Source organism: Cupriavidus consociatus (assembly GCF_017814975.1).
Lineage (GTDB): Bacteria > Pseudomonadota > Gammaproteobacteria > Burkholderiales > Burkholderiaceae > Cupriavidus > Cupriavidus consociatus.
This window is the reverse complement of sequence record NZ_JAGIQA010000021.1, coordinates 16598-31201: the sequence shown is the minus strand read 5'-3', so window position 1 is coordinate 31201 and position 14604 is coordinate 16598. Positions and strand designations below refer to the sequence as shown.

Below are 14604 nucleotides of genomic sequence, written 5' to 3'. Positions count from 1 at the left end.
CAGTGCAGCGCTCGCACTTACCGAAACATCTCCGCAAGCTTGGATTGACTTTGCTTCATTTCTTCCCAGAAGTCAAGGGGAATGTTTTGCTGCCGCGCAAGGCCTGGTCTCATCCCTCGAGAATATGAGGATCGCGATGAAACACGAGGCACATACGGTAGTTATGCCGCGAACGATTGCTGCGCGTCATTATGTTGACTTGCCCGGACGAGGCCTGCGCAATCTATATGTCTTTGAGTCCCCCAAGAACGACAAGCGGTTGGCGGTATTTGGGCAAGTTTGTTTCTGGCACCTCATGTTGGCGGAGGGAGATCCCCAGATTCGCCGGTACATCTTGTGTTCTGATTTTGCGAGTACCGCCTCAGTTTCCGAAGCTGTGGACGTCCATTTTATGGATGAAACCATTGAGCGCTGGTATTTCTGCCGGCGGGGCTTGCCAGAAGAAGATCAATGTCCTTATCCCGTTGTTATTAAGACCGAAGCACAAATTCGCGCTGCCGGCCTGCTCCCCCAAAATTGGAGATTCCTCTGTGCAGCACGTACCCGTGCTCATGGTAAGTACGCTGGCAAAGAACTGTTAGTTCTCAGAGGACTCTTTGAGGGCCGCCATACCGTTGCGGTGAGCGAGGTTATTGCCCAACCGGGTATAGATTTTGCCATTATGCTCGCTGCCATTGCACAGCAGCTCGCAGTAGGGACTTTGCGAACCGAACTCACAAAGCAATTGTTCTCGCGTCGTTCCTTGCTATCGAGGATCGAAAAATGAAAACAGGTGCGAGACGTTCCTTGATTCCTGCCGCATTGCAGGATATTGATGCCTGGCCCGAGATCGACGTATCTCAACTAGATGAAAATGCACGTCGTGGAGTAGCGCGCAAAAAAGAAGCGATCGCCCTCTACATGGCCGGATACCCTTTCCGGGACATTGCGACCCAAACGCTGATTTCGGATGATAATTTGCGTCGCATCATCAAGCGTTGCCTCGCCGTCGCCCCGGATAAGCGGATCTTCGGTTTTCGTGCACTTCATCCAGGGCTTCACGTGGTGGCATACACGCGCACTAAACCGGTCGTGCGTAATTTCGTTTTGGGCGCAAGTTGCTCGAGCGGATTCGCTGGTGCACTCGGGCAGCTGTTTGTCCGGTTTCCCTGGCTACGTAAGCGAGTCATAAAGCAGTTCCTGGGTCAGAATGATGATGGTGAGTATGTCGAGGCCAGGAAGTCAATTGCCAACATTCACAGGGAGTTTATTGAGGAATTAAAAGGAAAGCTCAAACCGGGCGAATGGCCATTCAATACGCGCAATCTCGGATACTCTGCGCTGCAGAAGTATTTGCGTGCGCTGTTGAAAGCCAGAACTACCGCATACATCCGGGAGCGCAGTGGGGAGGAGGCCGCGTGGCACTTGAGGATCGGGAAAGGGCATCCACGCTTGATCCAAGCGTGGATGCCCTTTTCGATCCTGGAATTAGATTATGTCCGGCAGGATGCGCCTGGGTACATCGAGTTCGAGGACCGCTATGGTCACCTACATAGATTGCTTGTCGCTCGTTGGTATGTCGGGTTGTTGGCCGACGAGTATATGGGGGGCGTATGCGGCTATCACGTCGCATATGAGGCCGAGCCGTCGTCCGATACGGCCCTCCAAACTGTCCTTAGTTCGTTGATGCCGGCGGCACAGGACGACAACCCACCATTGATGCGCGATGCTGTACCTGCACAGGCTTCACTCCTGCCGAATCTGATTCCTCTATGCGCCCGGCAGGGGTGTTGCCTACTTAAAGTCGACAATGGGTGGGCGAACGTTGCCAATGATTTTGTGAACAATGTCATAGATGTACTCGGTTGCGCTGTCGAGTTCGGCGTTCCGCGTGCCTGGTGGCTTCGCCCCTTTATTGAACGACTTAATGGAAAGCTGGCTGAACGGGGTCTCCATCGACTTCGGTGTACCTATGGTAGTGGGCCGCATGACCCGCGGCGCCGCGAGCCAGAGGAGGAGGCAGCACGGTACACGCTGCGTGACAGGGATCTTACGGCGATACTCGATGCCGTCATCGCAGAACATCACACAGTATTTACGCCGGAAAAACTCTTCCGCAGCACCATTCGCGACATATTGGAAGGCTATGCGACACGGCCGGAGCTCGATTGGGTACCACAGCCTTTGCCAATCGCAAGCGTGCCGGAGTTACGGCTCCTGATGCATAAGCTGGTGGCCACTGTCCGAGGTTCAGTGAAGAAGGGCGTGCGGCCCTACGTTCAATTTGATCGATGCCGCTATACAAATCAGCGACTCTCCTCCGACTTCACGCTGATTGGGCAGAAAGTGGAGCTTCAAATCCAGCGGATGGACATTCGCAAAGCATGGGGCGTCATCCTCAGTACTGGACAGGATCTTGGACAACTAAATCCGGACGCCCGCTGGGCAGACTGGAAGTATTCGATTCTGGCTCGGCAAGTCATGAATCGGAAAGCCTTAGCGTGTCCACCCGAACGAGATCCTCGGGTTGTGCATGAGGCTATAAAGGCGCAGCGTCAAGCACTCATCGACCAGAATCCCAAAAAGCGAAACAAACGCGAAGCATTGGAAATTGCCAAGCTACAGCGACAGATCGCATACGACCCAGCGGAGAAATCAACTCGATCATCTGCCGAGCACGGTAGCAGAGAGCCACGGGGTGTATTCGGCGAATTTCGCAATACCAGGAGATATGATGATGTCTGAAGCTATTCTCGATGATATTCGTAGTCGTTTGCAAACCGGTACCCATCCCCTTCTCGCACACGAGAGTAATACTCCGTTGTGGACGCCACCAATAAGACAGGCTTATGCGGCATGCAAGCTCTGTATCTTGCAGCGTCGAAGCTTTTACATCTCAGAGGTAACGGGAGAGGGAAAGACGTCGCTGTTACGCGCGCTGAGTGCGCAGTTACCGGCCGATTTTGGTGGCAGTCTTGCAACACTGGATTACTCGGCAGCAAACCGCGAGGTGCCTTCCATACGTGCCTTCTTCATAGAAGTTCTTTGGTCGATAGATCATCCCAAGCTTAGCGGAGAAACCCCTAGGCTCAAAGTGCGCGTATGCAATAGCCTCGAAGTATTGGCCAGCACGACGTTGTGGAACATGATGGTGCTGCTGTTGGACGAGGCCCAGGCATTTTTACCCGAAGATTTCGGATTTCTCAAGGACATACATAATAAACTTGTGAAGAGAGGTAGTTCATTGATCGTAGTGACATGTGGAGAGGACCCGGATTTGAAGATGAAGCTGGAATCCATGCAATCACACGGGCCCGCTGGCGCATGTGCTGATCGGTTTGGTCTTCATAGAGTGAGATTGCGTGGTTACAACAAGGAATCACTGAAAGCCTTACTCCACGCGGTTGACGTCAAAACTTGGCCGAAAGAGTCCGGATGCACCTGGGCCCAGTACTTCTTCCCGCAGGCGGTCGCAGAGGGATATCGATTCGAAAACGACTTGGAAGTCTTTTGGAAAGCCTTTGAAAGTCTTGGTCTAGTCAGAGAGATACAAGTTGGAAGTGGGGTAAATAAGAAAAAGGAGAGGTACTTGCTGAGTCGGCGAATTTTCGATGCGCTTTCGTACTTTGTAGTTCGCGTTGCGGACGACGATTTCAAAAAAGGTAGCCTGGACAAAGAGTACTGGGACGCTGCAGTAGCGCATGCCGCCGGTATGATGGATGACTAGCATCTGGTGCTCATTATGGTAACGAACGAAGCGGACAGGCAAGTGCTGGCTTGGACAGGCGTACAGTGGGGGCCGCTTCCTTACGAGTCGACGTTATCTTTACTGATGCGATGGGTTCAGCTAAATGACCTAAGCGAGGGCGACTTGACAGTGCTGCATGTCAAACGTTACTGGGGCAGGAGGATGCAATGCTACTTTGATGCATCTAATGTACTAGCCGCGGCACTGGCGAATGCTGGTGTAATTCTGCAGCGCCCGGTCGAGGAAGCGAGCGTTATGACCGGGCGCGCGGCTTGCCTCTTGGGTGCATTGTTTTCATCGAGGCTCAGGATATGTCCGTTGTGTTTGGAGTCCGGCTACCACAGCTTTTGGTATCAATGCATTGCGCTCCCCTTGTGTCCGATCCATGCGGTACCGTTGACGTCTCGTTGTCACAATTGTGGTTGCGCACTACCAAGCGTGATTGATGCCTGTAACACGTCGAATCCATATTTCTGCAAGCATTGCCGATCGTCAATCTCCGGCGGGGAGTTTTTCCCTCGCATGCATTTTGAATTCCGGGGCCACGAAGCAGAACTTCACCGAAGGTTCGAGAGCCTATTGGCCTGGGCAAACAGCCTACATCTGGCTCATGCTGACGTTGGGTCTGCGTATGCAGAGATTTGCAGCTATTGGGAGAGGCGCGAAGCGCTTGCCTACGCGCTATGCGCTCGTCTTTCGGCTTCCCTCCCGTCAAGCCTTGAGAGCTCTAAGCGTTATGTAACAATACTCAGTTGGTGTTTGCGCCGAGACGCGACCCTATTGTTTCAATCAAGGCGTCGGAGGGATGAGCGGCGGTACGTCGATCTCGTGTATCGGGCTACGCTACGAATGCTGGCGAAATGGCTGCTAGTACAAATGGCGCCTTGTACCGAGCGACATTGCTCAAGGGTGTGGCGGGACGGTAGCCTGCTACGAATTGAATCGCAAGATCATCACGTTGCAGCCCTTCATGTTCTCCGCTATTTTTTTGATGAAGGACCGTCTTTGGGGAACTACTCATTGACGGACGATGTTCGTCATGTCTGGGCGAAGAAGGCTGTGCAACGTTTGCTCGGTAGCAGCCTTAGTCGATTATCTGTGCGGGCCGTGACGCTCTGCCTCTATGCGACCATCGTAAAAATCCTTAAGCGCGGAAAACCCATCGTGTTTGACGGCTTTCTGATCGAAATCATAGAAAATGCGTGTGTCGCGGATTTCGGGAGTGACGAGTACTGCCACGGTTTTGTCGCGTTCGAAAGCGTGGCCGGTATGCCCATAAACCCGTTTCATCGGGTGTCATATTGAGGAATGGCGGTCTAATTTCCTCAGATAAAATGATAGAAAGACAACCGGGAATCGAAGAAAGGGGCCACACGGATAGTACATGAACAAAAAACGCCGCCGCAGGGAGATCCACTTGCGCCAGTGCACTCCCGCATTGTGCTATGCAACCCATCGCCGAACCGTCGAACCACACTCCATTGGTAAGGTGCGCTGATCTCGCCCTGGAGCGCTGTCGCGCACGCTTTTCAGTCGTTTAGCTCGGCACTTGCCCTGCGAGACAGGTCAGTGCCCGCGGGCACGCAGGTTCGCCTCGCCATGACGAGACGAACCGACAAACTGTCAGCAGCTGCCACATCCAACAGAATGTGTTGCCTGCGACATCCCTCCTTCCAAGCGCGCATGCGCAATAATGCGCGCTTACAAGCGGTAGTGTGCCGCGACCTGTGGCCGCACCTGGTTGCCGAGGGGTCTCCGAACCGGCTGCAGCGGAGGACGCAAATTGCCCGGCGATAGTGAATGGCTCGGGGCGGGGGTGCCACGCGAATGGGGCTGTGCTGATGATGAGCGGCAGCGGAACCGTGCACGACTCATACCGGAAGCGATCGGCGCGCGGCGCCGACCAGACCGTCGAGCCAATCCTGATGGCCGTTGAGCATCGGGTTCGGCCGGGTCTTGGCAAGGACTGCTGCCGGCTTGCCCTTCTGCACTTCCTGAGTCAGGATGCGCACCCGTCCGCCGGACAGGTCCTCCACGAGCCAAGCGTGGTGTACATCAAGGTGCTCCTCGCCATCGCCGGCCCAGCCGTGCCACGCCACGCGCCCGGGCATGCCCAGCGCTGGCTCGACGTACTCGGTGACCTGCGCTTCCACCGGAAAGCCGAACGTGCTGAAGGCGAAGCGACGGCCGGCGAATAGCGCCGTGCCTTCACCGTCGTGAAAGACGATGTCCGCCGAGTTCTCGTAGTAGTCGGGCCAGCGCTGGGCTTCGATGAGCCACGGCCATACTTCGACCGCACTCAGGCCGTCGACGATGACTTCATTGGAAACGAAATTTTCGGTGGTACCGGGCAGATAGTCGTCCGGCCAGAGGATTGCGTGCATATGGGACTCCATGGCGTGAGAGAAGCCGGCGCAACCGCAGTAAACTGTTCTGCGCGCCGTGAATTGATGTTCCATGATGGCGAGGCGCAAGACATAAAGCCAATCCTCAGTTTTTATGTCATACATCAAAACCGGTGATATCAGACGCATAGTCCGACCTAAGGCGGGTGTCACCGCAGGTCTCCACCAACAGTTCCCGCAGCCAGCGGTGCGCGGGCTCGCGATGCGTCCGTTCATGCCAGACCGCGGTCTTAGTGAAGCCGGGAATCGCCACGGGAGGGTTGAAGACAGCGAGCCCGTCCAGTCCTCGCACCAATCGTGCAGGCAGTACGGCGACCATGTCGCTGGCGCGCAGCAGTTCCGGCAGTATGAGGAAGTTCTGCACCGATAGCATGACCCGGCGCGCCTTCCCGATCGTCTCCAGCGCGGCGTCTGTCACACCGCGGAAGCGGTTGCCACTGTAGGACACCAGCGCATGATCGAGTTCACAAAACTTCCTGAGCGTGAGGCGACGACCTTGCGCGGCGGGATGGTCGGCGCGCATGACGCAAACGTAGCGCTCGTCGAACAGTCGGCGGGCATACAGGTCCGGCGGCGAGGTCTCGGGCGTGAGCAGTGCGAGGTCGACTTCGCTGTGTTCAAGCTGGCTCTGGACCCGCGCCTCTTCGACTGCGACCAGCGACACCCGCATGTGCGGCGCACGCTGGCGCAGCGCCGTCACGAAGGGCGCTGCGATAGCGCGCGCGGCGTAGTCTGTGGCGGCAATGGTAAAGGTGAGTGTCGCGCTGGATGGTTCGAACACCGCCGGCTGCAGCAGCGCGCTGATTTGTCCCATCACCTGCCGCAGCGGCTCCGCCAGCGCCAGCGCCCGCCGAGTGGGCACAATGCCGCGCCGGGCGCGGGCGAAAAGCGGATCCTCGAAGGTGCCGCGCAGGCGGACCAGCATCGCGCTCATAGCCGGCTGCGTGACGCCTAGGCGCGCAGCTGCGCGGGTGACGTTCTGTTCATCGAGCAGTGCATCGAGCGCCTTGAGCAGATTTAGGTCGAGGGTCTTCAAGTCTTTCATTTGCGAGAAGAGAGAGACTGGTGTGGAGGACGGAGGCAGTCTGCATTGTGCCAGGGGCACGTTTCTCGACGCCGAGCAGTTCCCACCGACGCGTCGTGCATTGGAAACCTCGGTCAATAGCTACGCTGTCCGGAGGGCGGTCATGCCATGGAACTGCCCGGTTGAGCTGACGCGCTTCACCGTCCCGGCTGTTACCGCCGGCAACGGCGTTCGCCCTGGCCCTTGAACACTTGTACGTCGACACTGGCTTGCAGAAGAACGTCCAGGACGTGCGGATCTGCCAGTGGTAATGAGCGCGGCCGTTAGGACGCCAGTTGTCCTATGGCGCTGTGTCACGCGCCCTGGGGCGGCATTTTGTTGCACTCGTTGGCTTCGCGATGGCCAATGTCGTTTCAGATTCCGTCATTGCAGACTAGAGCTCAATGCCTCCCAATGGTCTGAGCCAGTCATCTCAATCTTGAACCCTTCCCTTAGCACGTGATGCTGCCTACTACCCTACAAGGGTGTTTGCACGGATCGTTGCTCTTGCTACGAGCGAATCCTCCGGTATGGCAACAGGTTGCAGCGGCTCGAAGGCAATGCGCTGCGCGTCCATTTGCGCCACCCCAAGCGCCCGCAGCAGCGTCGCGACGACCCACTCCGGATAGTCCTCGGCCGCACCGCCGGCCTCCAGCCGGGCGATCGCCATCAGCGCCTGCCCGCCGATCAGGTCGACTGCCACTTCCATTGGCATCCGCTGAAAGCGCCCAGAGGCAAAGCCCGCTTCCAAGTGTTGCGGCACGTATTCGTAGATCAAGTTATTCGGGCTTGCCAAGTGCAAGCCTGTCTGCACGACAAAGCTCGCGAACAATGGAAACGCGCGCGCCTTGTATAGGTAGAGCCGCACGCCCGTCGCGATGCGCTCTGCTGGGTCTTCGTACTGGCTGACGGTGCGTTCAATTGCATCAATTAGTTCATTACTGAGTTCCTCTGCCACGGCCAGCAGCAGTTCTTCATTGGTCCGGAAGTAGTTGTAGAAGGTGCCCTGTGAGACACCTGCTGTTGCGATCACATCTTGGATCACGCTTGCACCGACGCCTTTCTCAGCAAATATCGCCAACGCGGTTTCCGCCAAGCGCGCCCGCATGCGCTCGCGCCGCTCTGCAGCGACGCGGGTCCGATGATCAGTCTTGCTTGCCTCGCTCATAACTTTTTGCGCAGTTTTCATTCACGGCAATTCTAACCCCACCCCTAGGGAAAACGAGAGTCTTGTCATAATGACAATGTACTCAGTATGATGGGCGCAGACCAACAGAGGAGCCCGCGATGAATCTTGCCGACCTGCAGATTTCATTAGCCAGCAGTACCGTCCGTATAAGCGGCAGAAACATCTTCTATGCTGAGGCGGGTGCCGGCGCGCCGTTGATGATGCTGCATGGTGGTGGTCCCGGGGCTTCCGGGGTACCGAACTACGAGCGCAATATTGCGGAGCTGGCACGCTATTTCCGCGTGATCATTCCCGACATGCCGGGCTACGGTCGCTCAACCAAGGGCCTGAGCCGCTCCGATCCATTCGGCGACTGTGCCGAGGCCATGCTCGGCCTACTCGATTACCTAGAGATCGACCGCGCATGCGTGGTCGGCAACTCGCTGGGCGGGGCATGCGCCTTGCGCATGGCGCTAGACCGCCCACGTCGCGTCGCCGGCCTGGTGCTGATGGGGCCGGGCGGGATCGATACCACGCGCAGCCTGCCGACGGCGGGGCTGAAGTGCCTGCTCGACTACTATGGCGGCGCAGGCCCGAGCAAGGATAAGCTCACCACCTTTATCCGCCAGTATCTGGTGTACGACGGCGCGCGGGTGCCGCAGTCAGTGATCGACGGGCGCTTCCAGGCCAGCTTGGACCCGGAGGTCGTAGCCTACCCGCCCCTGGTGCGGCCCAAGGGCTTGCCGAAGTTCCGGCTAATCGACTTCACGCGGGACCCGCGCCTGTCCAAGTTGCAGACCCCGACACTGGTGCTGTGGGGCACCGAAGACCTCGTCAACCGGCCCAGCGGCGCGCAGTCCCTGCAGAAGCGCATGCCGAACTGCGACGCCTACTTGTTCAGCCGCACCGGTCATTGGGTGCAATGGGAGCGCGCGGAGGAATTCAATGCTGCGGTAACGGCGTTCACTCGCAAGCAGATGGAGACCGTGCAATGAGTGCCGCTGCATCCATTATTGTCGTGGGCGCTGGCCCGGTGGGTATGTGCGCCGCGATCGAAGCGGCGCGCCGCGGCATCGATGTGCTGGTCGTCGACGCCAAGTCTGCCGACAAGCCGGCCGATGCCAAGTGCAATACCGTGGCGTCGCGCACGCTCGAGACCCTGCGCCGGTTCGGTATTGCCGACCAGGTTCGCGCGGCGGGGCTGCCGGACGACTACACCACGGACGTCATCTATGCGACCAGCCTGGCCGGTCCGGAACTCACGCGCATCGAACTGCCGTCGCGCAATGAGCGCGCTGCGCAGCGTTTCCCTAAGGGCTTTCCTGATGCGCACTGGCGCACGCCCGAGCCCTTCGTGCGGGTCAGCCAGTTGTACTCGAATCCGATCATCGCGCGCTGCATGCATGCGACGCCGGGCATCACAGTGCACTATGACACGGAAGTCGTTGGCTACACGCAGGACGATGGCGGTGTCGCCGTGCGGCTGCGGCACCGCGACGGCAGCGAGGGCAGCGTGCGCGGCCGGTATGTCATTGCCGCCGACGGGGGCCGCAGCGTGGTGCGCCAGGGCATGGGCGTGCGGCTTCAAGGCGATGCCGAGCTGGCGCATATGCGTTCCACGCTGATCCGCGCGCCGGGCGTGCGCAAGTTGTTCGGCGATCGCCGGCCGGCATGGATGAGCTGGATCGTGAACCACAAGGTGCGCGGCGTCGTCGTCGCCATCGATGGCGAGGATACGTGGCTGCTGCACCGCCAGTTGCCTGCCGGCGAGCGGGACTTTAATGCGTTGGACCTGCACGAGTCGATCCGCGACCTGCTCGGCGTGGAAGCAAGTTTTTCGTATGAGGTGCTGCACCACGAGGACTGGGTGGGCCGGCGGCTGGTGTCGTCGACATTCCGTGACCGCCGCGTATTCCTCGCCGGCGATGCGGCTCACCTTTGGGTGCCGTTCGCAGGCTATGGCATGAACGCCGGTATCGCCGACGGCGTCAATATAGCCTGGCTGCTCGCCAACGTGCTGCAGGGCTGGGCCGATCCGGCGATGCTCGACGCGTATGAGGCCGAACGCCAGCCCATTACCGAGCAGGTCTCCCGGCATGCGATGCAGAGCATGCTCGACACCATCGATGCGCTGGGGCAGGGAACCGCTCCCAAGGCTTTGTCGTCGCGCTACAACCCGGCCGGCATCGCCATGCGCAAGGTGATGGGGGCGAAGCTGTACAAGCTCAACGTCCCGCAATTCGCGCCGGAAGGGCTCAACTTTGGCTATTACTACGAGGGCTCGCCCATCATCGCGTATGACGGGGAACCGGCGCCGCAGTACACCATGGGCGGCGTTACGCCATCCACCGTGCCCGGTTGCCGCATGCCACATTTCTGGACGGAGAGCGGCGAGTCGGTCTACGACTTGCTGGGTCCAGTCTACACGCTGCTGCGCTTCGATGCCTCGGTGGATGTCAACGGACTGCTCCAAGCCGCGACAGCCGCGCGCATGCCGATCAAGGTGGTGGACGTGACGACCGTCAGCGGCGACCCGGTCTTCCGCCATCGGCTTCTGATCGTGCGCGAAGACCAGCACGTCGCCTGGCGCGGCGACACGGCGCCGGCAGACCCCGGTGCGCTGGTCGAGCTGCTTTGCGGCAGGGCTGGTGCGCGGGCCGCGCAAGCACGGCATCGCAAGCAAGAGGGCCTGGCCGCATGAAGACGACCCTGTTTGGCAGCGTGCGGCTTGGCTATGTGATGGTTGAATCCAGCCGGCTGGCGGAGTGGAAGCGCTTTGCCGCCGACGGATTGGGGCTGCACGTCGATGAGGTTTCGACTGACACGCTGGCTTTGCGTGTGGACGATCGCACCCGGCGTCTGGTGGTGCAGCGTGGCTCGGCGGAGGACGTCGTGGCTCTCGGTTGGGAGCTGGACGACGACGCGGCGCTGCGCCTTGCGCTGGAGCGCCTGCGCGAGATCGGCATCTCGCCCCAGCTTCACCGCGGCGGCGAGGCCGCGGCGCGCGGTGTTTCGGAGTACTGGTCGTTCACCGGACCCAAGCGCACTTCGGTCGAACTCTTCACCACGCCGCTCAAGACCGGGCGCCCGCTACTGATGAAGGCGAGCGGTTTTCTCACCGGTGCCGGCGGCCTGGGCCACGTCGCCATCACCACGCGCGAGCCGGAGGCGATGCAGCGCTTCTGGCAGCGTATCTTCGATGCACGGGTCTCCGACTACATCGAGGATCGCCTGAGCGGCATCGATCTCGATTTCACCTTCTTGCGGCTGAACGAGCGGCACCATTCGGTAGCGATCGCCTCCACCCGCGGTGTGCGGCTCAACCCGCTGCGTACCAGCATCCATCACCTGAACCTGCAGGCAGCGAACCTGGAGGACGTGACGGAGGGCTATCGCCGTTGCCGCAAACTGGGCTACCCGATTGCCAATGCGATCGGCCAACATCCCAACGATCGCGAACTGTCGTTCTATGTGGAGACACCCAGTGGCTTCGAAATCGAACTCGGCTGGAACCCCATCGTCGTGACCGAAGAGGCGGAGCGGCAGTGGTTCCAGCAGAGTTATCGCGGTATCAGCCTATGGGGACACTACCCTGAAAACCTTACGCTTGGCCTGTCGGCACGCCGATTCGGGCGTGGCCTGCTATCGCTCGCACGCCGTGAGTTTACCGTTGGGGCGAAACCATGAGCGCGCGGGAGGCGGAATTCGACGTCGTCATCGCCGGCCTCGGTCCCACGGGCCTGGTGCTTGCGCATACACTCGGCATGCGCGGCGTGTCAGTGCTGGTGCTGGAGCGTGAGCCGCAGTTCTACGGCAACGCGCGGGCCGTCTACACAGACGGCGAATGCATGCGCATCTTCCAGTCCTTCGGCATGGCCGACCGGCTGCTGCGTGACATGCTGGAAGACGTTCCGGTGCAGATGATGCTGCCGGACGGCTCATGCCTCGGCACGCTGATGAGCGACGACCGCCAATATGGCTGGGCGATGAGCCACTTTTTCTACCAGCCGTTCCTGGAGACTGCGCTGGCCGATAACTTGTCGAAATACCCGACTGTCACGATCCTGCGCGGGCGCGAAGTCGTCAGGTTTGAGCAGGACGATGCGGGCGTGGATATTCGCCACATCGCCACGGCAGGCAGTGGCTACGGCCAGGCGCCGGAGCCCGGCAGCCAGGGCCTGCATGCCGTCGAAGCCAGCGTGCGCGCACGCTATTTCGTCGGTGCCGATGGCGGACGCAGCCTGGTACGCACGCAGCTTGGCATCAAGATGACGGGACGGTCCTTTCCCAATCCGTGGCTAGTTGTGGATATCAAGGCCAGGGATGGGATCGACGGGCTGCGGCACGTGCCGTATTTCGCCTTCGTCTGCGATCCGGCATGCCCGACAGTGAACTGCGTGCAGCCGAAGGGCCATCACCGTTTCGAATTCATGTTGGCGCCTGGCCAGACCAAGGAGCAGATGGAAGACCCGGCGACCGTGCGCCACTACCTGTCCCGGTACGTCGATGTCGACCGCTTCGAGATCCTGCGCAAGTTGGTCTACACCTTCAATGCCCTGATGGCGGAGCGCTGGCGCGATCGGCGCGTGTTCCTGGCGGGCGATGCCGCCCACATGATGCCTCAGTTCATCGGGCAGGGAATGAACGCCGGTGTGCGCGATGCCCATAACTTGGGCTGGAAGCTGCACGCCGTGCTGAGCGGCGCAGCATCGGACAGCTTGCTCGATACTTATGAGCACGAACGCCGTCCCCACGCCACGGCGATGATCCGCGAGGCCGTGCGCGTGAAAGACTTTGTCTCGGTCTCGAATCCGGCGCTCGCGGCGCTGCGCAACGGGGTGTCGCGAGTGCTGACGCGGCTACCGGCGATCGGGCCTTTCATCAATCGTGGCGATTTCATTCCCAAGCCGGTCTATCGCCGTGGCGCATACCTTGGCCTGCCACGCCGGCGCTGGTCAGGCCGCGAGGGCACGTTGATGCCACAGCCGATCGTGCGCGCCTCCGATGGCTGCCGCCACCGGCTGGACGACGCGCTCGGCGCAGGGTTCGTGCTTTTCGGTGCCGGCGTCGACCCGAGGTCGCTGCTGGACGCAGACGCGCGCGCGTGGTGCGACCGTATTCGTATGCGCTATGCGGTGATCTATCCCTGGGGCGAGCGGCCATACGGCGCCATCCCGCAATGCTGGCCGACGGACCTGATCGAACTGGAAGATGTTTCCGGCGACTGGTATCGGTGGCTGAAGCGCGCCGGCGCTCGCCATGGCAGCGTGGCGATCCTGCGTCCGGACCGCTTTGTCTTCGGCATCGTGCCGGAGCGCCGGCTTGGCGATGCCACGGCGAAGCTGCGCGAAATGCTGGGTACTCCCGAGATCTCCGGCCATGCTTCGCTGGCCGATCGCACTGCTGCCCATATCAGACCATCGTTCCCGACCAAGGAGGCCGCTTGAAGGCGACCGAAGCTATCCAACGCGCGGCGCTGAAGCTGCGCGAAGCCAGGGCCAACCGTGTCCCTGTATCCCCAGTCTCCGTGTCTCACCAGCTTGAGGGGCTCGAAGTCGCCTACCAGGTAGCGGAGCTGAATACTCTTGCGCGGCTGGAGTCGGGGTGCCGCATCGTCGGCAAGAAGATCGGCCTGACTTCTAAGGCCGTGCAGCAGCAACTCGGCGTCGATCAGCCGGATTTTGGCGTGCTTTTCGACGACATGGAATTCCTTGACGGCGCCGAGATTCCGACCGAGCGCCTGATTCAGCCGAAGATCGAGGCCGAGGTCGCGTTTGTGGTGGGTCGCGACTTGCCGGCGCGGTCACCCACGTACGGTGAGTTCCTTAACTGCCTAGCGTACGCGCTGCCAGCGCTGGAGATCGTCGACAGCGCGATCGCCGATTGGAAGATCAGCCTGTTCGATACGGTGGCGGACAACGCCTCCTCCGCGCTCTACGTGGTCGGCGATCAGCCGGTTCCCGTCGGCGCATTGGCGCTTGCTGATCTGGGCATGGCCATGACCCGGCAGGGCGATACTGTTTCTGTCGGAACTGGCTCCGCATGCCTGGGCCATCCGCTGCGGGCAGCCTACTGGCTGGCCCGCACGATGGCCGAACGCAGCCAGGGACTCAAGGCAGGGGAGTTGATCCTGTCCGGCGCACTCGGGCCCATGGTGCCTGTAAAGGCAGGCGATCTGATCCAGGCCCGTATCGCGGCACTGGGCACCGTGAATTGTCGCATGGCCTGACCGCCCCGGAGC

12 protein-coding genes are annotated in these 14604 nt (G+C 60.1%); 9 read left to right on the top strand and 3 right to left on the bottom strand.

Annotated features, from left to right (window positions below; genetic code table 11):
- Positions 1 to 136 precede the first annotated feature (136 nt).
- The 4 genes from J8I82_RS25335 (at position 137) to J8I82_RS25320 (ending at position 5032) form a co-directional block, all read left to right on the top strand.
- On the top strand, positions 137 to 766 hold the full coding sequence (locus tag J8I82_RS25335) for a hypothetical protein (RefSeq protein ID WP_209761593.1): 630 nt from the start codon (positions 137 to 139) through the stop codon (positions 764 to 766).
- Positions 763 to 2724: a hypothetical protein gene (locus J8I82_RS25330; RefSeq protein WP_209761592.1), complete on the top strand. Its 1962-nt coding sequence runs from the start codon at positions 763 to 765 to the stop codon at positions 2722 to 2724. Before J8I82_RS25335 ends, J8I82_RS25330 begins: the two co-directional genes overlap by 4 nt.
- Positions 2717 to 3706, top strand: a complete 990-nt coding sequence (locus J8I82_RS25325) for an ATP-binding protein (protein ID WP_209761591.1) — start codon at positions 2717 to 2719, stop codon at positions 3704 to 3706. Before J8I82_RS25330 ends, J8I82_RS25325 begins: the two co-directional genes overlap by 8 nt.
- Positions 3707 to 4576: 870 nt before the next feature.
- Entirely contained in the window at positions 4577 to 5032 is a 456-nt protein-coding gene (locus tag J8I82_RS25320; RefSeq protein ID WP_209761590.1) for a hypothetical protein, read from the top strand.
- Between the two features lie 566 nt (positions 5033 to 5598).
- Here the strand turns inward: J8I82_RS25320 and J8I82_RS25315 are convergent.
- From J8I82_RS25315 to J8I82_RS25305, 3 genes are all read right to left on the bottom strand, one after another.
- The gene (locus J8I82_RS25315) at positions 5599 to 6111 is read right to left on the bottom strand and encodes an SRPBCC family protein (protein ID WP_209761589.1); all 513 of its coding nucleotides are present in this window, start codon (positions 6109 to 6111) and stop codon (positions 5599 to 5601) included.
- Positions 6112 to 6229: 118 nt separating this feature from the next.
- Positions 6230 to 7177 carry a LysR family transcriptional regulator gene (locus J8I82_RS25310; protein WP_209761588.1) on the bottom strand — a complete coding sequence of 316 codons (948 nt, stop codon included), beginning with the start codon at positions 7175 to 7177 and terminating at the stop codon, positions 6230 to 6232.
- A gap of 490 nt (positions 7178 to 7667) precedes the next feature.
- A complete protein-coding gene (locus tag J8I82_RS25305) occupies positions 7668 to 8384 on the bottom strand; it encodes a TetR/AcrR family transcriptional regulator (protein ID WP_245180106.1) in 717 nt (238 codons plus the stop codon).
- 98 nt (positions 8385 to 8482) lie between these two features.
- Between J8I82_RS25305 and J8I82_RS25300 the strand changes: the two genes are divergently transcribed.
- Genes J8I82_RS25300 through J8I82_RS25280 form a run of 5 tightly spaced genes read left to right on the top strand, consistent with a single transcriptional unit; the run spans position 8483 to position 14592 of the window.
- A complete protein-coding gene (locus tag J8I82_RS25300; protein WP_115690035.1) occupies positions 8483 to 9358 on the top strand; it encodes an alpha/beta fold hydrolase in 876 nt (291 codons plus the stop codon).
- Positions 9355 to 11064, top strand: coding sequence for an FAD-dependent monooxygenase (locus tag J8I82_RS25295; RefSeq protein WP_209761587.1), 1710 nt, complete (start codon positions 9355 to 9357; stop codon positions 11062 to 11064). The genes J8I82_RS25300 and J8I82_RS25295 overlap by 4 nt, the downstream gene beginning before the upstream one ends.
- Positions 11061 to 12050 carry a VOC family protein gene (locus tag J8I82_RS25290; RefSeq protein WP_116298673.1) on the top strand — a complete coding sequence of 330 codons (990 nt, stop codon included), beginning with the start codon at positions 11061 to 11063 and terminating at the stop codon, positions 12048 to 12050. Before J8I82_RS25295 ends, J8I82_RS25290 begins: the two co-directional genes overlap by 4 nt.
- On the top strand, positions 12047 to 13810 hold the full coding sequence (gene mhpA / locus J8I82_RS25285; protein ID WP_209761586.1) for a bifunctional 3-(3-hydroxy-phenyl)propionate/3-hydroxycinnamic acid hydroxylase MhpA: 1764 nt from the start codon (positions 12047 to 12049) through the stop codon (positions 13808 to 13810). The genes J8I82_RS25290 and mhpA overlap by 4 nt, the downstream gene beginning before the upstream one ends.
- The gene (locus J8I82_RS25280) at positions 13807 to 14592 is read left to right on the top strand and encodes a 2-keto-4-pentenoate hydratase (RefSeq protein WP_209761585.1); all 786 of its coding nucleotides are present in this window, start codon (positions 13807 to 13809) and stop codon (positions 14590 to 14592) included. The genes mhpA and J8I82_RS25280 overlap by 4 nt, the downstream gene beginning before the upstream one ends.
- The last annotated feature ends 12 nt before the right edge of the window (positions 14593 to 14604 follow it).